A 23,768-nucleotide genomic window follows, 5' to 3' on the forward strand; every position below is an offset into this window, starting at 1 on the left:
CCAAATTATCCTACCAATGGAAAGAGCGATGCCAAGACCAATACCTGAACCAGTCCTATTATGGATAAGGCAGCTAATAAAACTGTCCATGTCTTCAGTCCCTCCTTCTCTGTAAATCCACTCATGCGGACTACCACCCAAAAGGCACTATCGTTCATCCATGAAATGAAAACCGACCCAAATCCCATGGCTAACAATAAATAAACCGGATGGTAAGGAAGCGCATATTCAGGCCCAACCAACGCAGCCATAATAGCTGCTGCAGATATCATCGCCACGGTTCCAGAACCCTGTGCCGTTTTCATCACTGCGGAAATTACCCATGCCATGAGGATATAATTCAACTGAAAATTCCCCGATATGGAATCAATGGCGTTAGCTATGCCGCTGTGCTGTATCATGGCACCATATGCCCCGCCAGCGCTTGTTATCAATATAATTATCCCCCCTATTTCCAAAGGTTTTCCGATCTCCAACCACAGATTTGTCCTATCCAGATTTTTGGCCTTTGCCCAAAGGTATAAAGCCACGGCTGTCCCAAGTGCCATAGCTATATTTTTGTTACCCAGAAAGGCTACCCAACCGGGAACCGCACCTGTCATTCCTTGATACACAGAGGCGGATCCAATCAGCAAAAGGGGGAGAGCAATAGGCAGAAGAGAAAAGAATAGTGAAGGCAGGACTTGATTCGAATCAGGCATTTCCGCTGGCATTCGAACTGGTATGTCTATTTTTTTATTCATCCAATTTGCTATCCAGTACACGCAGGCTGCAGGAAGCAGGCCTACCGCCAATCCTGCCAGTATCACAACTCCCAAATCAATCTGCAATGTCTCCGCCATGATTAACGGTCCGGGAGTAGGCGGCACTATACTATGTGTGATTACGGCACCTCCTCCAATCGCCAGGACATAAAGCAAATAATCCCTACCTGTCTTTCTGGCTAGGGTAATGCCCAAAGGAATCAGCAAAAAGAAAACAGTATCCAAAAACACCGGAATAGATAAGATAAACCCACTGATAATAAGGGCCACCGCTGCCTGCTTTTCACCTAGATTTTTCAACAACCAATGTACGATCTGGCTTGCCGCTCCACTTTCCATCATAGCGGTACCAATCACTGCCGCCAATGCGATTACCCAGGCAATCTTTCCAGCCATAATGCCAAATTCCACCATGGGAAGTTCTACTGCCGCTACCATCCAGTGTTGGGAGGATGGGGAAGGCAAGTCGATTGAAAGAAAACCCACAAAAATCGCGGCTAGAATCAGGGCAATAAATGGATGAAAGCGCCAACGGCTAATCATCAAAACTACAACCAAAACACTCAATATAAGTACCAAAAAAGGCCAAAAATCCGAACGGTAGAGTGCTTCCATATTGTGGGATGGGTCGTTTATCTTAGGTTTAAAAACCAAGATAGTATTTCTTAATCCATTTTACAATGGAAAATGAAAAGCCCGGTATAAAAGTTGGAGGAGAATGTGGGAATTAAACCATAGAATCAGGCACTTCCCCAATATTCGAAATCTATGTGCCATAATGATTATCGCTTCGTAAAAAAAACTATTACCATCGATCATTTACCCAGTTCCAGTTAAAAAGACCAAGAAGGACACTAAGATTTTTAAAATACCGCATACTCTTTTTTCACGCAACGGACGCAATGATGGCGCAGCGGACGTAACGAATTTCAAAAAACTCTATGTGAACTATGTGGTTAAAAAGATGACTACGCAAGTCACAAAGATCACTGAGATTTTAAAAAATTCTCTGTATCCTCTGTGTAACCTTTGCGTTCTCTGTGGTTCCTTTTTAGCCCTGCCCGCTTTTGGCTTGTTTGGCTTGATCCAGTTCAATCGTTCGGATATAGAGCGCTTCGACTTTTGTTCTTGCCCAGTCGGTTTTCCTGAGAAATTTAAGGCTTGAATTGAGCGAAGGATCATGGGTAAAACAGCGGATAGGGATTTTTTCACCCAGCTTTTTCCAACCATATTTTGATTGTAAAAATTCTAATATGTCTATCAACCTGAGACCGTGTAAAGGATTGTTTGGTTGGGGTGTTGGGGTGTTTGTGCCATATTCTGCCATCTATCAAAGGTAAGGTATTTATGATTTCTTTTCAACCAACCTCGAAATAAGAAAAAGTAATACGAAAATAATCGTAGATTATTTTGGATGTACGATTTCCATCGTATACATTTGTACGAAACAAATCGTATAATTATTTCATGGAAGCGAAACCAACAGAATCAGAATTGGAAATCTTATCGCTGCTTTGGCAGATGGATAAGGCTTCGGTACGGGAGATCCACGAGAAATTGGCGGAAACCAAAGACACGGGATATACTACCACCCTTAAGACCTTGCAGAATATGTTTTCAAAAGGTTTAGTAACCAGAGATGATGCGCAACGTACGCACATTTATTATCCAGCCCTGGACCAAGCCAAAACCCAAAAAAGTCTGGTCAGTACATTTATGGCCTCTACCTTTGGCGGCTCTGCCAAAAACCTAGTGATGCAGGCTCTGGGTCAGAGTAATCCTTCGAAAGAAGAGTTAGATGAAATCCGGCAGTTTATGGACCAACTAACAGCAAAAGATCATGGAGACAATTGAATGGTTATTACCAATTGAGTTCCGAACCGCCTTTGGTTGGATGATTATCCATTCACTTTGGCAGATTGCCTTAGTCGGTTTTCTTCTCTGGATTTGCCGTCGGCTATTCGCTTCCAAAGCCATGATTTTCCATCATCGGATAGGACTAATCGGACTGGTGTTTATTGTTGTCTCGGCGGCCACTACATTTTGGGTTTCTATTCCCACACCCTTTCCTATAGCCTATTTGTCAACTAATCTTCCAGCCCAATCATTGGCGGAATTGGATCCTTCAGTAGCTCCTTTGCTGGCCACTTCATCATGGTCAGACACCCTAATGGGCAAGTTGGAAACTACCATTCCAATTTTAGTGAAAGTTTGGTTTTTCGGGGCCCTCTTGTTTTTGATTCGTTTTGGTTCCTCCCTTGCGGATTTAAGGGGGTTAAAAAACAAACCCAAGCTGGATGCGGACCCAAAATGGGTATTACTCATGCAGGGTCATATACAAAAAATGGGAATAAAATCACCCGTCCGGCTTTTCAGAAGTGTGCACATTGACCTTCCGCTCACATATGGTATTTGGAAACCAGTGATTCTAATTCCAGTAAGTCTATTTCTCCAACTTACTCCGGAGCAATTAGAAGCAATTATAGTTCATGAATTGGCCCACATCAAAAGGCACGATTATGCAGTAAACTTGCTCCAAAGCGTGCTAGAAGTGATCTTTTTCTATCACCCTGTTTTCTGGTGGATCAATTATACCATTCGGGAGTCCCGCGAAAGTGTGGCCGACGATACGGCAATTATGAACGGCATTTCTCCGAAGGACCTAGCCTTTGATCTAGCCAACACCTTAAACCATTCTACAACTACTCCCCCAGAGTTGGCCATGGCCTCAACCGGGCAAAAAACTCCAACCCTAACCCGAATCAAACGCATCATGGGATACAAAACACCTTATTCACAACCTTCACCGCTGAGCAGTCTTAGTATGTTGGTAACCCTTATTCTAGGAGCTACCCTCCTAGTCGGCGCGTCAAGCAGCCCTGAAACACCATCGCTGCAACCATTGGAATCGATTACACCACCATTGAAACAAATCCAGCTAATCCCTTCTTTTCAAGGACTATCTCAACAGTTGGACAGCGTTCCAAAGGGCCCCACGACTGGTCTTCCCCTAGACAGCCTAGTTGTTCCCGAAATAGCACAAGAAGATCTGGAAGCGATTGAATTGGAGATGTTAGAAGCCATGAAACCCTTTGAAAATTTTAATTTATACGGCTTGGACTCCGTTCCCGAATTTAATTGGGTATCCCCTCCTGTTCCGGATTTCGAATCCTTTATGGACGTTCCTACTCCGGATTTTGATCTTGCACCTCCTTTTGATTTAATTCTTGAACCAATGCCCTTTATGTCAGATTCTATGCCCTGGGTTAACTTTCCTGACTCTTTTCCATTTATGGGATTTTCTGGTATAGGGATTTCCAAAGATTCGTTAAAGGTTTTACAAGAGCAATTCAAAGTCAAACAACAGGAATGGCAGCAAAAATTCGACGAAAAACACCAAGTCTGGCAGCAAAAATTTCAGGAAAAAATGGCTGTTTGGGAAGAGGAAAACAAACCTAGAATTGAGGCCTTTCAGCTGAAAATGGAAGAATGGCAAAAAGCCAACCAACCGAAGATGGAGGAATACCAGCGTAAAATGGAAAAATGGCAGGAAGAGAACGAGGGTAAGATGAAGGAAAAGATGGCTGAATTCGAAATCAAAATGGAGGAATGGCAGAAGGAGCATCAAAAACAACTCGAAAAGGCCCGCGAGAAACAGGATAAAAGCGAAAATAAGTAGTCAAAAATTGCCATTTCAAACGAGGCGGGTGTTGACAAAAAAAAGAGTATATAGGTTGATTAGTTTATAGGTTGATAGGTTTATAGGTTTGATTTGAGGTGCAATTTTAACATGCCCAACCCAAACTGGGTGTAGTTTGCCATCCCTACTGCCCGGCCCAAGCCTAAAATAGTCCTCAGGATTGTTTTAGGCTTGTCCTACCCTCTTATCTTCTCCAATTTGCAATTGGAAATGGACGGAATTACCAATAATCCAACCCATAGCTAAAGATAGTTTATCCGCACAGCAATTACAAATGAATACAGGGCGACTTATTGGACAAATGAATAGTTGGTTTGGAGCCGTCTACAAACCTCCGCCAGAAAGTGTTCAAAATTGTGGACTTTTTTACTAAGAGGTTCTTTAGTAAGCTATTGCAAATGGCTTTGAATGGATTTCGACTACATGGGTCGTTTGGTGTAGAGGATTCTACACCCAGTTGGGGGGATTTATTTGCGGTATTTAATACTGTTGGGGTTCTTGTTTGACATGCCTTACCCTCAATATCTTGATATACGATTCGGAAACAAGGTAAGCTATGCGTAAACCGTGTTTTTCGAAAGCCCTAGAATTGCCGTCGTTATCGGTTTTAAATTTGTCGGACGGGAACTTCAAAGGGTTGGCCGGTAAATCGTCGAGGATATCAAAAATGTCGTCCCTAATCTTCTCAGCCGCCTGCAGGGAGTCCTTTTTTATGTGATCGATTTGTTTTTTAAGCGAGTTTCTGGCTTTTACATCCCAGATTATTTCCGGCTTACCCATGATTTAGATTCCTTTTTCACCTCTTCATGGGTTACATATTCTCCAGCATCTATCCGTGCATTGGCTTCTTCCAATTCCCGGTTGTACTGCTCGATGCTGACACGACGGTGTGATTCTTTCCACTTCATCAGTTCATCGATCAGCTTTTGATCCTGGAGATTGGCCAGCCATTCAAGCAGTTCTAGTTTTTGTAATTGGGTGTTGCTCATTTCTAAACCTTTTAATACAAAGAAACGGATTAATAGGTCGATTGGTTTATAAGTTGATAGGTTTATGGATTTCAAAATGCTAGATATTGTTTACTAAGAAGTTCTTTGGTGAACCATTGCAAATGGCATTAAAGAGATCTAGACTGTAAAAGAGGTTAGCAAAAAAAGGGTGTAGAGGATTCTACACCCAGTTCCGGGTACACTGCCTTTTAAATCCAATATCAATCTGGAAACCTACTAGCATCTATATTCGGAATGATTCGGATAGCGTTTTTATAATAGACCTTTTTTAGAACCTCATCAGGCAAACCCATACCGTACATACTCCAAAAAGCGTGGTATTTTTTATAATAGGGAAAATATTCATCCTCAGTCTCCAACACCCGAAAATAGGTATAGAACTCTTCCTTATTATAGGCATCTTTTGCAAAGAGGATCCTGTCCTGATAGGTAACAAAAAATTCCTTTGCTCTTCGGGGTTGGCGGCCAAACTCTGCGATAACTGCTCCAATTCCAAAGTTTACATTCGGATAAGTATCCAAATGCCTGCTGGCCAAGTCCAGATTGTTTGCCATCCAGCCCATGTGGGCATTGATAAAAGTAGTGCCGGGGTGTTTGCGAAATACGTTGTGCTGCTCCGCAATAATTTGCTCGAACGGAACAGGGTTGTCGGCACCACGCTTTCGGCCAGGATTAAGTTTCAACTCCAGCCATCTTTCATTGTTGGCATCCATGGGCTCCCAGAAAGCCGCCGGATCGGCAGCATGAATAAGTACAGGAATGCCTAATTCCCCGGCCTTTTTCCAGACAGGGTCCAGATCTGGGTGATCGACAGGTACCCGATTTCCTTTGACATCCTTGACAGATAAACCCAAACTCTTGAAAATCTTCAAGCCGTTGGCCCCATTGGCCACGTCTTTCTCCAGATCTAATACTGCCTTTTCCGTCCATCCAGGAGCACCAAACTCACGGAATGAAAGGTTGGTAAACACGATAAACCTACCGGGAGCCACCCCGTTAAACCTACGGATCATCGAATACATATATTCCTGCCCGTCAATATCATTGGTAGTTCGTGAAGATCCCCTCCCGCTCAGGTTCACCATTACTCCCATATTTAACTCATCCATTTCCCTCACAAGCCGATTTACAATTTCCTCAGCCACATTCCACTGGTGACTGTGCACGTCGATAAATGGGAATTTAGCCCGCTTTACCGGGTTTTCCGGCACTACAAGCGTGGAAGGGGGGTTATAGTCTTCAAAGCTCATTTCTTGAGCTTGTAAATTTGTATGGCCAAATACAATAAGCACAAAAACAAAGAGATAGCGACTAAATGGGTTAATAGAAACAATTCGTTGAATCATGAGATCTAGGTTAGGGTTGTGTGAATCTACAGACACCCTAAAACTAATACAAAATCTGAAAAATTAACATTGAAATTATATGAGACTGATTCTACCCACTATATGTTTCCGAAGAATGGAGAAGCAGGACTAAAAGTAAAAACCTACACATTACTGCAAGGACGTCCAATTTCATTTCTATTTCTTATCAATTCATTTTACTAAATGCAGCTTTCAACGAAGTTTCAAAGTTTTCTTTCTTAGCTAAGATTCTCATGAATATATTTCTTCCTACTTTCAATCATTTCGGATTTGTATAGTTCCATCGCACGATTCCCATTGGTCCAAAATTGCAAATCCCCTGATCTGTTGTTTGATTTTGCGTGATAGGTAAAAAGAATCTTGCTACGGAAATCATCCTTAATTGTGAGGATCTCGTCTTGCCTACCTGTCCGGTAGGCAAGCTCGATTTTTACAATAAGTCAAATTTTCCAACATAAAATACCTATACACTGAAATTATTTGAAGGATTAAGTAATGGTTTTTTCCCGATCAAAAACCCTGATTGAAAGCATTTTAAATTTTTTTACTAATTATTTAGTTAAATTTTGTTAAGGTTTTGAGTTAAGAAATTTTTATTATAAATTTAACTAATTGATATGTTGTTAAATATTTTTCAACCATTAAATCAAAGTCAATGAAAAGAATACTTTCAATTGTATTTGGCTTATGGATGTTTCTGATTCCACCTCAGGCATGGAGTATACAGTCCTTGACCTCGTCCGATATTCCGGATCCTGTCAGGATTACTTCTGTGGAAGGGATTACGGAATACCAATTGGCCAATGGTCTTAGGGTTTTGCTTTTCCCTGATATGACCAAAGAAACCATTACGGTAAACATTACCTACCTAGTGGGTTCCAAGCATGAAAATTACGGGGAAACCGGCATGGCCCATCTACTTGAACACCTGGTCTTCAAGGGAACGCCACGGCATCCAAATATTCCGCAGGAACTTACAGAGAGGGGAGCGAGGCCGAATGGAACTACCTGGACCGATCGGACCAACTATTTTGAGACTTTCAGAGCCACAGAAGAAAATCTCCGTTGGGCATTGGATCTTGAAGCGGATCGCATGGTCAATTCTTTCATTGCCCAGAAAGATCTGGATTCGGAAATGACCGTTGTCAGAAATGAATTTGAAGCAGGGGAAAACTCCCCTTGGAATGTAATTCGCCAAAGGATACTATCTGCTGCCTTTGAATGGCACAATTACGGCAAGACTACGATTGGAGCCCGGTCAGACATAGAAAATGTTCCCATTGACAGACTACAGAATTTCTACCGCACATATTATCAGCCTGACAACGCTGTTTTGGTGGTTGCCGGTAAAATTGATGAAGAAAAGACCATAGCCTTAGTCAACGATTACTTTGGACCTATCCCTAAGCCGGAAAGAGTGCTGCCTAAATTTTATACCACAGATCCAGATCAGGATGGGGAAAAAAGGGTGATCGTCAGACGTGTAGGAGATGCCCAAATTGTAGGAGCAGCCTTCAAAACATCAGCGCTTTCTCACGAGGATGCAGCTCCCTTGGAGGTGCTGAGCACTATATTGACCGATAATCCTTCCGGAAGGCTTTATAAAGCATTAGTGGATACACAGATTGCCTCTTATGTTTATGGCTATGTACATCTTTGGAAAGACCCGGGAATCATGATGGCTTTTGCCGAGGTGCCCAATGAAAAATCAATTGAGGTAGCCCGGGATGCAATGATTAAAGCTTACGGGGAAGTAATTGAAAATCCAGTAACTGAACAGGAAGTCAACCGGGCAAAGAGCAATATCCTAAAACGCATAGAACTTGCTTTCAATTCCTCAGAGAGGATTGGATTGCAACTGAGTGAATATATTGGATCAGGAGACTGGAGGTTAATGTTTATCCAAAGGGACCGGGTAAAGGATGTGACCGTGGAAGATATCCATAGGGTTGCTGCCAATTACCTCAAGGAAGACAACCGAACCGTCGGCATGTTTATTCCTGTAGACAAGCCTGACCGGACCAAAATTCCTGAAGAAGTCAACATTTCTGAACTAGTGACCGATTACCTCGGAGGGGAGGGACTGGAAGCTGGGGAAGCCTTTGATCCAACTCCTGAAAATATTGAGAGCAGAACAGTACGTCATGAACTCGCCAATGGAATGGAGATTGCTTTTCTCAGCAAAAAGACCCGGGGCAGTTCTGTCAACTTCAACTTTACAATTCGGTTTGGTAATGAAGAAAACCTGAAAAATAAAGGATTTACTGGAGATTATACTTCCAGATTATTGGATAAAGGAACAGCTTCAAAATCCAGAGAGGAAATCAAAGATGAATTTGACAGGCTGAAAGCTAATGTGTCGTTTTTTGGCAGTGCCAGCGCTGTTTCTATTAATGGAGAAACTGTGAAGGATAATCTTCCAGAAGTCCTTAACCTGATCAAAGAAATCCTTCATGAAGCATCCTTTCCAAAGGAAGAACTCGATAAAATGATTTTAGAGAATATCACAAATATAGAATCCCAAATGAGTGATCCTATTGCGCTCGCTTCTAATAGGATGTCCAGGCATTCCAATCCATATGATAAGGACGATCCAAGGTATCAGCTTACTTTCGAGGAAAGTATTGCAGCCCACAAGGCTGTGAAATTAGAGGATGTCCGTAATTTTCATAAAGAGTATTACGGAGCAAATCACGGCACAATGGCCATTGTTGGAGATTTTGATGAGGAAAAGGTTTTTGAAGCCTTAAAAGACATGCTGGGAAATTGGAATTCCAAGGCAGAATACACCCGCTTGCATGGACGTATAGGGAAAAACCCCGTAATCAATGAGGCTTTAGAAACACCGGATAAGCCAAATGCTTTTTTCTTGGCGACCCAGCAGTTTGAAATGAATGATTCCCATGAAGACTATCCAGCCCTTGTACTTGGTAACTTCATGTTGGGTGGTGGATTCCTAAATTCAAGATTGGCCGTTAGAATCCGTCAAAAAGAAGGTATATCCTATGGAGTGGGATCTGGTTTCGGTGCTAGTCCCATTGATAAAGTAGGGAATTTCCAGACTTACGCCATTTACGCCCCTGAAAACCTAAAGCGTTTGGAGGAGGCATTTAGGGAAGAAATTACCAAGGTACTGGAAGAAGGATTTACAGAGGAGGAGGTTGCTGCGGCCAAGTCCGGTTGGCTGCAGAACAGGTCGGTCAGCCGCTCTCAGGACAATTACCTTGCAGGAGCCTTGAACGGTAACCTATTCCTAAAGCGTACCATTGAGTGGGAACAGGAGTTGGAAGATAAAGTAAATGCCCTCACTCCAAAGCAGATACAGGAAGCCATGAAGCGTCATCTGGACCTGAATAAAATGTCCATAGTCAAAGCCGGAGAATTTAATAAATAATCTGATATGAATTAATAATGAAAAAAACCACGGAACCAATGCCGTGGTTTTTTTCTTCATTTCAATACCATATACTTCTTAAGGTCGGAATGCAGAATTTCTTCCAGTTCCTGTTTATTTCCTTTACTTGTTTCTGTAAAGAGAAAACCGAATACGCCGAATTTTTCCATGTTTACTTTTCTGACATGCAAGGGGTTCTCAAAATCCTTGGCAATGGCCTCAAAATCAAAATAATCAATATCCTCCTGCGGCACATCAGATTGGTTATCCAGAAGAATGAGACTGTATTTTTTGTCTTTTTTGTTTGCAAAAACTTCCTCCCAATCAGGTCTTTTTGAATGGAAAAAATATTCATAGGAATTGATGCCATAAGAAAACCAGGTCAGGTCTGCAGTGGTACACCATCCACCAAACCTCATGGGATTTACTTCAATGGGATTGATTTTTCCGGGTTCACTTTCCCGAAATTCAATATGCAACGGAAAATTTCTCAGATCAATCTTTGAACCTATCACAATTAGAAAGTCTATGATGGGTTGATAAAGTCGATAAATAACTTCCATTGAACTTGAGTAAACCCTGTCGCTGACATCATTTTCCGAAGTAAAGACATGGTGAAGTACATTTAAAATCACAGGTTCGCCTTTTTCACCGAAGTAACAGTCAAATGCATATTCTTCTCCATGGATATATTCTTCAATGATAAAATCCGTATTGCTTACCACCTCCTTGGGATAAAGGGATTTAGTTTTTTCAATCTGTTTCTCAATTGTGATTACAATGGACGGCCAATCTTCGGGCTTATCTACCTTATGCACTGCAATACTGAAAAACCCCACAACGGGCTTGATAATAAACGGGAATTTGAACCCGGTGATATCCAAATTTCCCAACTCTGATAAAGATGCAGATTTGAAAAAATAATCAGGGTAGGCCTCTTGAATCAATTCCCGGAATCTGAATTTGTTTTTAAAGGTCTCGATTTTTTCGCAAAGAGAGGTGCCTTTCAGGTTTTGCTGTATCCATGCAATGCTGTTTTCCGAATTGGTATAAACCGGACTTCCCTGATTTGATATGAACCAGGCTATCGCATTTTCTTCGCTGATCAAATTGGCATTTTTACCTCTAAGGATTTCTTTAGCTTCTTTGGTAGCAACAACGGGGAATTGATTTTTGACGACGGTCTCAATCAGAAAGTCTGACGTGTAGGGGTAATCCAAAAGAATCATAAACAGTGTTTTTCAACTGCGAAGATAGAATCATCTAAGTTTGATGCTCACATTATTTTTACCTGCGGTAACTTTAAATGCTGCTTTCTCAAAACTTGGTGGTCCAAAAGTCCCCATCGTATCGTTTGAAAAACCAAAACCATCCCTAGGAATCCCTAAAGCATTTGTTCTCAATTTTCCTTGATTCTTGCCAAACTTCCAATTTCTCAAAACCGTATCGATGCCTCATAACTTTTTTTTTAACCTATAAACCTATCGACCCATCAACTATCATATACGAAGCGAAGTCACATCATAAGAAAAAAACTTGTCTATCAGCTTCATGCTAACTGAAGAAGGCATCAAAGCGATAAGCCTATTCCTTAAAAATCCCTGCACCCGATTCTCCAGTTGCCCAACGACGCCCATCCGAAGGCTAGTTTCGTTGATTGACTTGGTTCGAGGGAAATGGAGACTTTCATACCTGTCATAAGCTATTTTTGACAAGCCATACTTTTTTATACATTCACTTAAAATGTATGCTCCCTCAACCGCCATACAACCTCCCTGCCCTAGGTTGGGCGTGGTGGGGTGTGCGGCATCACCAATGAGCACCATATTTCCAAGAGACCAGCCCCGTTTAGGTTTCCTGTCAATCAGGCTATTCTTAATGATTTGCTTTGAATTCCTCATCAACTCTGGAATGGGATGATGCCAATCCCCGAACAAGCGACTAAGCTTCTTATCCGTACCTTCTGGAGAGTCATCCTTCATAAACTCCTCATTGAAGGTAGCCCACCAGCCATACTTCGCCTCTTTTATCGGAACGATACCGACCCGCTTTCCAAGCCCATAAGTCTCACTGGCATAACCCACATCAAAACTGCTGTCACAGACTCCCCGCCATATATTGTATCCTCTAAATATCGGTTTTCCATCCCCAATTATAAGCTCCCTTAAAGGGGAATGAATACCTTCCGCCCCAATCACAGCATCAAAAACCTCCGTTTTTCCATTAGCAAAGGTAACCCCAATTTGCCCATTGGGTAAGGGCTCAGCCTTTTCGAGCGAGTGTCCGGCGTTCATGATAGCCCTACAATGCTTTCTTAAAATGCCGTGGAAATCCGCACGGTGAATGCAAATTGCAGGAAGCACATACTTCGGCTGGGCTTTGCTTAATACCTTTCCTGATGAGGATTTCAAATAGGCCTGTGTCAATAATCCTCCGGCAGCCACCAATTCATCCATCAAACCCAACTCCCTAAAAACGAACATGGCGTTCGGGAAAACGCTGATGGCGGCACCCAATTCTCCAAACTCCGGATTTTTCTCAAAAACATGGCATTCAAACCCACTCTCCTCCATGCACAGGGCGAAAGTAAGTCCGGCAATTCCTCCGCCGATGACGGCAATTTTTTTATTCTTCTCCATGAAGTTCTCGGTTTATGTTTGCAAACAATACGGCATGCTGTTGCTCAAATAGCTTATTCATATACCTGAGAATAGGCAAAACGGACCAAATATGGATCTGCTCCTCTATTTTCGGTTTATAGGTCTATTGGTTTATAGGTTTATAGCCCAACCCCATTTAACCCAACAACCTATAGACCCATCAACCTAACAACCCAATCTCTTTTCAAAGCACAAACTATTTCCCACCCCTTCATACTGTCCATAGTTTGGTATTCGGACATAGCCTGCTTTGGTATAGAGGGCAACAGCTTCAATCTGACGGGCGCCAGTTTCAAGGACACACTTGGCATATTCTAATTCATAGGCCCAGGTTTCCAATTCTTTCAAAACGTCCAAAGCAATTCCCTGTCCCCTTTTTCTGGGTAAAACAAACATGCGTTTGACTTCCATGGCGGCTGGCGAAAACTCCTTTATGGCTCCACAACCTACAGCCTCATCATCCATGTAGGCAACAACCACATGGCGAATCTGATCTGTTTTGTTATATTGATCATAAAATGCATGATCATCTCCATCGGTAACCGCTAGGTAATCATCCAACTGCTGTACAAGTCGCTTGAATTCGGAATGATCGGAATCAGTTCGTAAAAGGTTGATCGTGGTCCCCATAACTAAATTTAATCACTGTAAGGCTCCTTTTCTATTTTCACCTGAAAACTAGGTACTTTATAATCTTTAGAAAGGTAAGATTCCGGTATTGTAGTTCTATTTCCATCTCTCGCTGCCCTATAATGTGGGGAAAGGATTTCAATCCCCTTCTCAAAACAAACATCCTGTATATGTTGGTGCAAGTCAGAATAAACTCTCGGCAAAAGGTTTGACTCTTTGGTATATGCGTTAATCTGATAAGAAACATAGAAATCTTCCAATCCAGTTTGTAACACAAAAGGTTGGGGTTCTTTTACTATTCGGTCTGTTCGCTGTGCGGCTTCTATAAGTACTGCATGCATCTCTTTCCAGGGCACATCATATCCGATAGTGACCGTGGTATGGATGATAAGCCCCTCATCCCTGTTGGCAAAAGTGCTGTAATTTGTAGTATTCCCACTCAAAACGGACGAATTAGGGATGGTGATTTCCTCGTTTTTCGTGGTGCGAATTCGGGTCACAAGTAGTGTTTTTTCCAACACGTCGCCGGTAATATCACCAATTTTGATCCTATCACCAATTCTGAAAGGACGCATATAGGTAATAACCAATCCCGCTACCATATTGGCAATGGCTGAGGATGAGCCCAAGGAGAACAGTACACCAATAAAAACAGAAACCCCTTTGAAAATATTGGAATCCGAACCTGGTAGATAAGGGAATATTAAAACAAACATAAACGCATACAATAAAAACCGGACAATGCTATATGTCGGCATGGCCCAGTCCGCATGAAAGCCAGAAATGTGCAGTTTCCCTTCATCTATTTCTGAAAAGATATATTTCACAAAGCGGATAAAATACCCCATCACAAACACTATGACTATAATGGTAATCAGATTGGGCAGGTATTCCCAAAGTGATAGAAAAATAGATGTGAAGGGAGACCAAACCAAATAAAACAAACGGTCCGCCCAGCCTCTTGTAAAAGGAAAAATGGAAAAGACGATAGAAAGTGCAAAATATACTAGTAGTACAAAAAGAAAGATGCGCAACACCCTTAAAAACACTAGAATGATCTGCATCTCTTGCTGTGCAGTCAAGAATGTGTATTCTTTATATGCCAGGTTCTTAAGCCATTTGTCCCTGTCGGTTTCCAAATAAAGATGGATTCTTTTAAAACCTTTTTTCAACAGCCAAAAGAGCAGGTATGCAATTCCCAACACAACCAGTACCAATACAGACTGAATCAGAATGCGGGTTAATTGTTGGTCCTCTTTCGCCAACATGAGTGAGGATGCTATATGGCTCTTGATATCATTTGCAAGGGTCCAAATTTCTTTTTGATTCAGTAAAGCATCAGTGGGAGATACATTTGTGACAATTAATCCCCGATAGATGATATCGTAGGTGTTTTCATAAGGAACTACCTGAAGAGAGTCTTCCACAAAATCCTCACCCTCCTCAACAATACGCTGTATCCTGTCGCTAATAGTCGTTGCCCGCTCCAGAGGGCTTGCTGATCCCAGCCTGGAATAAACGTAGAAAATGGTATCTCCCAAAACACCTATTACCGGAAATCCAATAGGGGATTTTGGCTGTTGATGGGTGGAATCATTTTGTCCAAACAGTGAGGTATCAGGCAGGAGGAATACAAACCAAATAATAACCCAGAAACCCTTTTTAATTGCAAAAGTATCCATGGCGAAAAGTACAAATAAAAACACATGTTTTCTGGCATGACCAAAGAATATTTCAACTTCTTAAGGAAGTGAAACAAACAGCCGAGAGGTCGTTGCTATTCTTGGCTGATTCAGCTCGCAGTTCATTTTCATTTCTCCAGTTTTATGAAGCTTTATCAATTGTTTTTCATAGATTAAATTCTTTAACGATCTTGGGCCTTAGATAGTCCAAATCCTGTTATTTAAGGTACTATATAGAATTTAAATTCCATACCTACGAGCACAATGAGGATAGTTTATCGAGTACTTTCCATAATTCTTATAACTATCAAATGGCTTTCAATTATAATTGTTGTTTTGATTTTGCTTTTATTCGTTGGTCCTTTTTGGAAGAAATGGGTTGTTTACCCCCGAATGGAAAGGGAAGTTCAGGCACTGAAAGAACTTTATCAACAGCCCGAGAAAAAAATCCCACTGCCAAGCTTTCAGGGAGCTCTACATGCACATACTTATTGGTCCCACGACAGCAGGGCGGTACTGGAGGAGATAGTGCCTGCAGCCAAGGCAGCGAAGATTGAATTCATTTTTTTGTCTGACCACAAAAGGGACAATATGGATACATTTCCCCGGTCCTATCACGGCATGTACGAGGGGATATTGTTCGAGGCAGGTACAGAATCCAACAACTTGATGGTAACTCCGCTCAAAGACACCGTCTTGGACTGGAACCTTGGTCAAGACCAGGTAATTCAGCAGGTAGTTGAAGAAGATGGAATGGTCTTATACGTGCATACAGAAGTGTCTCATGACTGGGGTAACCCACACTATCAGGGAATGGAAATATACAATATCCACACCGACTTCAAAGATGAAGGAGGAAGGCTTTTCGGGTTTGTTCTAAATAGTATGGTCAATGCCGGAAAATACAGGCATTGGGCATATAGAGAGATATTTGATGAGCAGATCGAAATCCATGCACTCTGGGATTCTCTCAACCAACACCGTAAAATTATCGGCTATGGTGCTCCCGATGTACACAATAATCAGAGTATACGGGCCCGTTTCCAAGAAGACGGCAGAGTAGAATGGGTAGGTTCCAACGCCAAAACCATAAGCATACGCCAACCTGGGTGGATTGAAAAATTGTTACTTGAAGAAGCTGATGAGGCCGGTTGGGTATATAAAGCTGAATTGGACACTTACTTTCATTCACTCCACTACGTGCAGACGCATATTTTTGCCGACAGCCTTGACAGCCGCTCTCTGAAAGACCACTTAGTTCAGGGACACGCTTTTGTTTCCTTTGAAAACCTGTTGGAAGCAAAAGGTTTTGAATACGCCGCTTATGGGAAAGACGGGGAACTTATCGGGATAATGGGAGATGAAATTCCTCTCCGGGAGATTCAGCAATTAAAAGTATCCTCCCCCTATCCTGTACAGTTCGATCTAATTAAAGACGGAGACTTAATCCTTAGCACGGAAAGTAAATACCATTTCGAATATACACCTATTGGACATGGTAACTATAGAATCACAGCCAGAATTCCTCTTAATGGAGAATGGGTTCCATGGATCTATACCAACCCAATCTATATCCGTTGATAGACATTACTTATTTGTCCACTAGGTTTCTCATGGAGACTGACAAATCGACCTAAGTAAATAGCCTGAATTGGATTTCAAACTTTATCCTTGACAAAAACTAGTATCAATTCCTCAGAAACTGCTCAAAATTGGCGGAAACATCCTTATCTTTTTAAAAATCCCAATTTATTTTCGTTAAAAGTATAAGTAAAGATAAGTATTGCCGTAATTCGAATAATATTTTTATAAAAATAATATAACTTGAGACCAATGGAATCAACTAATAATTCGGAAATAACTAATCCCGGTTTTCTGTCGGAGGGAATAGCCAGCACAAATTTTTCTGATGTATTCACGTTTCGGCGGGGTACTTACCTAAATGAATTCTATCTCTACTTGACAAAGCTTCAAAAAATCCCCAACTGCATTGAGGAAGAGAATATTAGGGTGAAAAAGGCCCATGAATGGTTTAAAGAAACCTACAAAGACCAAATTCAAGATTTCAATTTCAATAAAAGACGGGATAACCATAAAAAGAATTCGGTTTTCGAAGATGTATTTTACTTCCTATGGGACGATTTGATCGTAAACTTTGACTTCGAAAGCGGATCGGTTCGTCTTCTATTTAAAGACACTACAGACGCCAAGGTGAATGAGTTGGTGAATGAGCTCAGCCAGTTCCGGAAAAAGACCAAAAGTGCTTCATATATCTACTTGCTCCTGCAGACAGTGGACGGGATAGATACAAGAAGTATGAAGCTTATAAAACCCAAACTGAATATTGAGGACAATTACAATGATGATTTTTTGGAGATCCATGAAATCATATTGAAGCGATTATTGAAAAAGAATGACAAGGGCATAGTCCTTCTGCACGGCAAGCCGGGGACAGGAAAAACCTCCTATATTCGCTATCTTATCGGGAAAGTCAAAAAACGCGTGATTTTCCTCCCTCCCAATATGGCACCCATGATAACAAATCCGGAGTTGTTATCCTTACTGGTAAGTTATCAAAATTCCATTTTTGTCATCGAAGATGCGGAAAACATTGTCGTAAACAGGGATCAGGATGGAAGTTCGCCTGTATCTTCGATATTAAACATCTCAGATGGACTCCTTTCAGATTGCCTAAATATTCAGGTCATATGCTCCTTTAACACAGATCTGTCCAAAATAGACCCCGCCCTTACCCGAAAAGGACGGCTGATCGCCACCTACGAATTTAAGGAATTGGCAACAGAAAAAGCCCGCCACTTATCGGAAAAACTAGGATTTCAAACTCCAATAGACTCCCCCATGATACTTGGGGCTATCTATAATCAAGATGAAAAAGATTTCGAGCCTCAAGACAATAAAAAAAGTATCGGTTTTAGCGGAATATTCGATTCTAAAAAAAATAATTGAAGCAAAGCCTAATCTATTCCCCTATAAAAATGGGGGCTGTAGCCACCTCGAATTGATCAAATGATACAAATTCATTCAGCGACCGTCGGTGATATACCTGTCATTCAGCGAATTGCCTATCACACATGGCCTGTGACTTTTGAGCACATTCTGAGCATGGAACAATTGACATATATGCTGGACATGATGTACAGCTCCGTGTCCTTGGCCCAGCAGATACAGCAAAAGGGACATGCTTTTTTGTTGGCTGGAATTGGAGAAAAGGATCCGATGGGGTTTGCTGCCTTTGAAATAAATTATCAAGGATTGTCAATCACTAAAGTCCATAAAATATATATATTACCGGAAGCCCAGGGTAAGGGATTGGGGAAAAGTTTGTTTGAACGAATTTCCAAAGAAAGCATAGAAAAAGGAAATCTCCGACTATCCCTGAATGTCAACCGGAACAATACAAAGGCAATGGAGTTTTACCAAAACAATGGCTTTGAGGTAGTGGGAGAAGAGGACATACAAATTGGCCAAGGGTATTTGATGGAGGATTATATCCTTGAAAAAGATTTGACTGCAGATACCAAAGCAAACCCTGACTCAACGTGAGTTCCCTATACTTTTTTGGAGGATATCATGGGAAATTTAAAAAAAATGAAGGGTATATTACCGCCCATATGCACTTTTTAAACCAAATTATAGATCTTTTTACCCTCCAACAAACGATATTCAAGATCATGACTATTATCATTCTTTTATACACATCCATCATGGTACCTTTGACGTATATATATATGAAAGCAGATAAGAAAGAAGACATTGGAACAGGCCAGTTAGGCCGGGTGCATAAAACCTAAAAGGTGATTGCATCAACAGTTTCCAAAATATTTAAAGTTGGTTAGGTTTGAAAAGGAAAGGCCCCGGTCAGTTGACCGGGGCTTTTTTTAGTTGTGTTTTTGGATATTATTTCATCCTGATTGGATCGTGATGCCACCATTTTTAGACTTATGCCTGAAACCGCATTAGGTAGGCATACCATAAGTCTTAACTATATGGCAATAGGGGTAGAAAATATCGGAGGCCCCAAGGCGCACCTAACCAAAACACCGCTAAAGGCAAATACAGATCTCATTAAATGGCTGTCAAAAAAGCTTCCCATAGAATATGTTATTGGTCATCATGTTTATTAGACTTTCCAAAACTCACCTTTATGGAAGGAAACAGACCCAAATTATCTTTCCGAAAAAAATGAGTCAGGTCCGAAATTTATGAGAAAATTGCGAACCCTATTAGGTTCAGAAACCTATAAGTCCCTCCCATATTAATTATCCAGCAATGAATTTTTTATTTAAAGTGCTCCTTCTCCCTTTTTAAGGTAAAAATAAGAAATGACGGCTGCGCCGGTATCAGCTAGCGGAAAAGCAAACCAAATTCCTTCTAACCCAAAGAACATCGGCATCAAAAACACCAGCGGAATTAAGAAGATCCCTTGTTTGCTCAATGCCAGTAGCAAGGCAGGCTTGGGCTTGCCAACAGCTTGGAAATAAGCACTGCCTATCAGGCTAAACGCCAATAGGGGGGTGGCCAAAAATGATTTTCGCATTGCCGGAATACTAAGTGCTATCAATTCCTCATCGGTAGTGAACACCTGGACCAAAGGGGCCGTAAATGTGAAAATCAGTATAAATATTAATAATGCAATCAGTGTGGAATACTGTAGTGCCAGACGGATAGACCGATGCACACGATCCGTCAACCTTGCTCCATAATTAAACCCCACTACAGGAACAAATCCCTGAGTAATTCCCAAAACCGGAAAATTGGCAAACATCATTACCCGGCTTATTATTCCGTAGACAGATAGTCCCATTTCTCCACCATAGCTGAAGAGGACATTATTAAGCACAATCGACAGCACACTGACCGTTCCCTGTCTAGCCAGTGTCACTCCACCTAAAACGGAAATTTCCTTGGCGATCTTGAGATTGGGCCGGATCCAGTCAGCTTTAATTTTCATGGTAGATTTTCCAAAAATGAAAAACCAAACTGTATAAACGGCACTGGCTATATAGGAAATAGTAGTCGCCCATGCGGCACCTTCCAAGCCCATATCTAAGCCAACAATAAAAATGGGATCCAAAATAATGTTGGACAAAGCAGGGACGATTAAGGTGTACATGGCCATCTTGGGATACCCTTCTGCCCGAATTACACTATTACTCATCATGGCCCAAGCCAAAAAGGGAACCCCATATAAGATAATTTGAAAATACTCCTGAGCAGGTGCCAACACATCTCCCTTGCCTCCAAATACGGTGAGTATTTCTTCTTGAAACATAAGCCCGATGCCCACAATGACCAAGGCAAGCGTAAGGGTCATGCCTATTTGGTTGCCAAAGGTCTGATGGGCTTTTTCAACATTTTTATCCCCAAAAGCCCTTGAAATGATCGACGAACCTCCAACTCCAATAGACATGCCAATGCTGGAAATCAAAAATGTAATGGGAAGAACCACAGTAATGGCCGCTATACCCAGAGAACCTACAAACCTGCCTACAAAAATTGTATCTACTATCCCGTAAATGGACAGAACCAATATACCAATTGCCGCCGGAACAGCCTGCTGCATAAGCAATCTCCCCAAGGGATCTGTACCGAACTGTGAATTGTTGGCTTTCATATGGTATCCCTCTATGGGAATAGCTGGTATTTTGGTTTACCTGCAAGCTACCAAATAAATTAGGTTCCCAAAATACAAATGGTAATAGCGGCTGAAAAGACTTAGTAAATACTATTTTGATTTTCAGTTGCAGGTCTTTGAATAGTTTAAAAATCTGTCTCATGGTTATCCTTCTATACCCCAAAGAAATTCCAAAGGAGTATAAACAGGAAGTATTTGTAAGGAATACTTATTGTCTTTTGTATTTCTGCTGAGAAAATAATCAGCTTCTGAAGAAGCCTTTCCGCAGCCCTTTGGTGTTCCGTTTTTATCTCATTTGATCCCCCTTCTTCAAAAATCTCCTCAAACATCCGGGAAAGTGACATTCCTTTGCTTTTTGCCTTCCTTTTGGCGGCTTCGATGACGTTCTTTTTTATGGTCAGTGTCAATTTGGTTTTCATAGCTCTGGCATTTATATACGTATTGAAATAGATTAGACAAAACGATAAGGCATTCAAAATAAAAAGAGCTTTCAAATTGCCAGAAACTACTCATAATAAGCTTTAATTGAAGTAGTTTTTGGGTGAGGATACGTTGCATTCCAATTACAAGCTGGTTGTTATATTAGGGTGTAGTTACATACTAAACCCAGTCGTAGCCGAAAGCTTCATTACATACAGAGGGGATCAGCGACTAAAAAGATTTAGTAAATTCAATTTTGATTTTCAGTTGCAGGTCTTTAATTACCTTAAAAATCTGCCTTAACGTTGCCGCTTGGACTTTAGTGATAGACCGGATAGGAATGTAATTTTGGGCAGGTTTCCTTTCTTCTATGATCCTTTCAGCTTGTTTTTCCAATCGTAGAGCCATGAGGTAGTAATATGCCTGGTAAAGCTCAGAAGCCGATTCTTTGTCAAAAATATTCCTTTCCGTCAATTCCTTCAGACGACGGCCGGTATTGGTTTCGAATATTTTTTCCCTCAGCGCATATATACGGATGGCTTCGACCATCGGACTCATGGCTTTTTTGATATCAAACACTTCTTCGTTTTCAATTTTAAAGGTCCTGATATTTTTCAACCACGTTAATTGTGGGTCAAACTTTAAAGCATTCTGTGCCATATTGAAAAAAAACCTTTCCAAGGGATTATCCAATTGCTCGACCATAAAATCTTTCAATTGGTCTAGAAGGGAAAAATCACCATAAATGGCCCTACAATCAAAAAAAGTGGCGTAGTTCATGACCGTCTCGGGTGAAGACTCGACAAACCACCGCTCATAGTTGTTTTTCCAATGGGAAAGTGAATGGGTCCATGATGGATTTTGGGCCATAAAATCACCTGTACAAAACGCGAAACCTATATAGTCAAGCCGCTCGGACACTTCCTTTGCAAAGCTCAAGAAAAATTCCCGGACCGACTCCCGCTGTTCATTGGCTTTGTCTTCATAGATGATGGCATTATCCTGGTCTGTCTTTAGGGTTTGCTCCATACGGCCTTCACTTCCCAGAATAAAAAACACAAATTTGGCAGGAGCGTCTCCTTTCTCTTTAAGCACATTCTCAATGACGCGGAGGATAATGGTGTCTGCCACTGTTGAGATAATCTGGTTGATCAACTCTGCCCTAACTCCCCGTTGTATTAGCTGGAAGACCATCTGAGGCACTTTCGCCCATTTTTTTTGTAGTTCCTCTTTGTTACCTGCCTGCTTAACGGATTGAATAAAAATAAAAGGTGAGTGTGAGGGTTCAGTAAGGATTTTATTTCTGCTGACCATTCCGATATACTTCCCCATTTGCTCCACGAGGAGGTATCTGGTTTTTGTCTGAAACATCAAAAGCAAAGCCTCATAAACATAAGCGTCGCTGGAAACAGAAATGATGTTAGGATCCATAACATCCCTAATGGGGCCATTCAAGGGTCTTTGTTCGGCGATTACCTCATCCCTGAGGGTGATGTCGCTGACAAAGCCAATTAATTTTGACTGTCCGTCCATGATAAATACACAACTGATTTTGTCATGTGCCATAACTCTGGCCACCTCAAAAATCGGCATATCCGCGGGACACCTCCTAATATCTCGCAATGGGATCTTTTTAATCTTCTTGGTATAGAAATCGTCTATTCCGACGATGGCCTCGTTTTTCATAGCTGCTATTACATATCAAATTAACCGAATCCCCTGCACATTTCCATTATATCCTCGCTTTTTCATTTGAATTATTGGTATTTAAAAAATCTTATTTTACCTTTGCATCACCATTGGAGGGGGGTGGAGTTGGAATCCTTAGATTTAGGCTTTTTCACCACTTTCTTTTCCCAAGAAAACGTGCTGCCTTTGAGGATATTGAGTTTGTCAGTACTTCTTTCTGTCAGACATTAATAATGGTTTTTTGGGGAATTGACTAGTAAAATATTGGTCCTGTAGCTCAATTGGATAGAGCAACTGCCTTCTAAGCAGTAGGTTTCAGGTTCGATTCCTGACAGGATCACATTGAAGGCAAAAGAGAAGCAACCACTCCTATGCTTAAAATTGAAATTTTGGTTGATCAATTGATTCTGTAGCTCAGCTGGTAGAGCATAACACTTTTAATGTTAGGGTCCTGGGTTCGAGCCCCAGCGGGATCACTTAGAGTAAAGAAACCTGTTCTTCGGAGCAGGTTTTTCTATTTAAGAAAGTTTTATAGGGTCCCAAAATCGACGTAATGAGATATTCGGGAAGTCCTGGCGAGGACGTGCCGTTAGGATAATATTCCGGCGACATTATTAGTCTCGGGCCAGAAAGCGGGCGGGGTGTCTAGGAAACTTTCGCTCTTTCTAACAGTTCTCTTTTTGTGTATTTTTACGTACTTTGGGGTAGATAGTGTATCTTTTCTCAAAACAAAAGTCCGTTGCAACCACGGCACAAGTTTATTCAAATATCCTAGATCCGAAATATCCCCAAAAGG

Annotated in this window: 20 protein-coding genes and 2 tRNA genes; 9 read left to right on the forward strand and 13 right to left on the reverse strand. The window is 41.4% G+C overall.

Features of this window, described 5'->3' with window-relative positions; genetic code table 11:
• Positions 1–5 precede the first annotated feature (5 nt).
• Together FQ608_RS08920 and FQ608_RS08925 are read right to left on the reverse strand one after the other, a co-directional pair.
• On the reverse strand, positions 6–1,379 hold the full coding sequence (locus FQ608_RS08920) for a GntP family permease (protein ID WP_158857602.1): 1,374 nt from the start codon (positions 1,377–1,379) through the stop codon (positions 6–8).
• 436 nt (positions 1,380–1,815) lie between these two features.
• Positions 1,816–2,091, reverse strand: coding sequence for a VF530 family protein (locus FQ608_RS08925; RefSeq protein ID WP_158857604.1), 276 nt, complete (start codon positions 2,089–2,091; stop codon positions 1,816–1,818).
• 140 nt (positions 2,092–2,231) lie between these two features.
• On the opposite strand from FQ608_RS08925, the gene FQ608_RS08930 reads away from it, so the two are divergent.
• Together FQ608_RS08930 and FQ608_RS08935 are read left to right on the forward strand one after the other, a co-directional pair.
• The gene (locus tag FQ608_RS08930) at positions 2,232–2,618 is read left to right on the forward strand and encodes a BlaI/MecI/CopY family transcriptional regulator (protein WP_158857606.1); all 387 of its coding nucleotides are present in this window, start codon (positions 2,232–2,234) and stop codon (positions 2,616–2,618) included.
• A complete protein-coding gene (locus tag FQ608_RS08935) occupies positions 2,605–4,443 on the forward strand; it encodes a M56 family metallopeptidase (RefSeq protein WP_158857608.1) in 1,839 nt (612 codons plus the stop codon). The genes FQ608_RS08930 and FQ608_RS08935 overlap by 14 nt, the downstream gene beginning before the upstream one ends.
• Positions 4,444–4,944: 501 nt before the next feature.
• Here the strand turns inward: FQ608_RS08935 and FQ608_RS08940 are convergent.
• From FQ608_RS08940 to FQ608_RS08950, 3 genes are all read right to left on the reverse strand, one after another.
• Positions 4,945–5,244 carry a type II toxin-antitoxin system RelE/ParE family toxin gene (locus FQ608_RS08940; RefSeq protein ID WP_158857610.1) on the reverse strand — a complete coding sequence of 100 codons (300 nt, stop codon included), beginning with the start codon at positions 5,242–5,244 and terminating at the stop codon, positions 4,945–4,947.
• Entirely contained in the window at positions 5,226–5,453 is a 228-nt protein-coding gene (locus FQ608_RS08945; RefSeq protein WP_158857612.1) for a hypothetical protein, read from the reverse strand. The genes FQ608_RS08940 and FQ608_RS08945 overlap by 19 nt, the downstream gene beginning before the upstream one ends.
• 221 nt (positions 5,454–5,674) lie before the next feature.
• Positions 5,675–6,724, reverse strand: a complete 1,050-nt coding sequence (locus FQ608_RS08950; protein ID WP_234364148.1) for an amidohydrolase family protein — start codon at positions 6,722–6,724, stop codon at positions 5,675–5,677.
• A gap of 772 nt (positions 6,725–7,496) precedes the next feature.
• Between FQ608_RS08950 and FQ608_RS08955 the strand changes: the two genes are divergently transcribed.
• A complete protein-coding gene (locus FQ608_RS08955) occupies positions 7,497–10,235 on the forward strand; it encodes a M16 family metallopeptidase (protein ID WP_158857616.1) in 2,739 nt (912 codons plus the stop codon).
• A 56-nt stretch (positions 10,236–10,291) separates the two neighbouring features.
• Here the strand turns inward: FQ608_RS08955 and FQ608_RS08960 are convergent, their stop codons facing one another.
• The 5 genes from FQ608_RS08960 to FQ608_RS08980 form a co-directional block, all read right to left on the reverse strand.
• On the reverse strand, positions 10,292–11,464 hold the full coding sequence (locus tag FQ608_RS08960; protein WP_158857618.1) for an ATP-grasp domain-containing protein: 1,173 nt from the start codon (positions 11,462–11,464) through the stop codon (positions 10,292–10,294).
• A 30-nt stretch (positions 11,465–11,494) separates the two neighbouring features.
• On the reverse strand, positions 11,495–11,674 hold the full coding sequence (locus FQ608_RS08965) for a DUF2141 domain-containing protein (protein WP_317168907.1): 180 nt from the start codon (positions 11,672–11,674) through the stop codon (positions 11,495–11,497).
• 60 nt (positions 11,675–11,734) lie between these two features.
• A complete protein-coding gene (locus tag FQ608_RS08970) occupies positions 11,735–12,874 on the reverse strand; it encodes an FAD-dependent monooxygenase (RefSeq protein WP_158857620.1) in 1,140 nt (379 codons plus the stop codon).
• A 186-nt stretch (positions 12,875–13,060) separates the two neighbouring features.
• Positions 13,061–13,525, reverse strand: coding sequence for a GNAT family N-acetyltransferase (locus tag FQ608_RS08975; protein WP_158857622.1), 465 nt, complete (start codon positions 13,523–13,525; stop codon positions 13,061–13,063).
• 8 nt (positions 13,526–13,533) lie between these two features.
• Complete coding sequence (locus FQ608_RS08980; RefSeq protein ID WP_158857624.1) at positions 13,534–15,207, reverse strand: mechanosensitive ion channel family protein; 1,674 nt, start codon at positions 15,205–15,207, stop codon at positions 13,534–13,536.
• A 393-nt stretch (positions 15,208–15,600) separates the two neighbouring features.
• On the opposite strand from FQ608_RS08980, the gene FQ608_RS08985 reads away from it, so the two are divergent.
• From FQ608_RS08985 to FQ608_RS27445, 4 genes are all read left to right on the forward strand, one after another.
• Positions 15,601–16,788 (forward strand): CehA/McbA family metallohydrolase domain-containing protein, encoded by a 1,188-nt coding sequence (locus FQ608_RS08985; protein WP_158857626.1) that lies wholly within the window; start codon positions 15,601–15,603, stop codon positions 16,786–16,788.
• A gap of 252 nt (positions 16,789–17,040) precedes the next feature.
• Entirely contained in the window at positions 17,041–18,174 is a 1,134-nt protein-coding gene (locus tag FQ608_RS08990; protein ID WP_158857628.1) for an AAA family ATPase, read from the forward strand.
• Between the two features lie 60 nt (positions 18,175–18,234).
• On the forward strand, positions 18,235–18,771 hold the full coding sequence (locus tag FQ608_RS08995; RefSeq protein ID WP_158857629.1) for a GNAT family N-acetyltransferase: 537 nt from the start codon (positions 18,235–18,237) through the stop codon (positions 18,769–18,771).
• Between the two features lie 368 nt (positions 18,772–19,139).
• Entirely contained in the window at positions 19,140–19,352 is a 213-nt protein-coding gene (locus FQ608_RS27445) for an N-acetylmuramoyl-L-alanine amidase (protein ID WP_262885486.1), read from the forward strand.
• A gap of 158 nt (positions 19,353–19,510) precedes the next feature.
• Here FQ608_RS27445 and FQ608_RS09005 read toward each other — a convergent pair whose 3' ends face one another.
• From FQ608_RS09005 to FQ608_RS09015, 3 genes are all read right to left on the reverse strand, one after another.
• A complete protein-coding gene (locus FQ608_RS09005) occupies positions 19,511–20,842 on the reverse strand; it encodes an MATE family efflux transporter (protein ID WP_158857631.1) in 1,332 nt (443 codons plus the stop codon).
• Between the two features lie 173 nt (positions 20,843–21,015).
• Positions 21,016–21,282: a DUF6364 family protein gene (locus FQ608_RS09010; protein ID WP_158857633.1), complete on the reverse strand. Its 267-nt coding sequence runs from the start codon at positions 21,280–21,282 to the stop codon at positions 21,016–21,018.
• A gap of 232 nt (positions 21,283–21,514) precedes the next feature.
• Positions 21,515–22,969 carry a DUF294 nucleotidyltransferase-like domain-containing protein gene (locus FQ608_RS09015; protein WP_158857635.1) on the reverse strand — a complete coding sequence of 485 codons (1,455 nt, stop codon included), beginning with the start codon at positions 22,967–22,969 and terminating at the stop codon, positions 21,515–21,517.
• Positions 22,970–23,238: 269 nt separating this feature from the next.
• Here FQ608_RS09015 and FQ608_RS09020 point away from each other — a divergent pair.
• Both FQ608_RS09020 and FQ608_RS09025 read left to right on the forward strand, forming a co-directional pair.
• Positions 23,239–23,312, forward strand: a tRNA-Arg gene (locus FQ608_RS09020).
• A 63-nt stretch (positions 23,313–23,375) separates the two neighbouring features.
• Positions 23,376–23,448 (forward strand) — tRNA-Lys (locus FQ608_RS09025).
• Positions 23,449–23,768: the final 320 nt, after the last annotated feature.

It is taken from the genome of Lunatibacter salilacus, assembly GCF_009797935.1.
Classification (GTDB): domain Bacteria; phylum Bacteroidota; class Bacteroidia; order Cytophagales; family Cyclobacteriaceae; genus Lunatibacter; species Lunatibacter salilacus.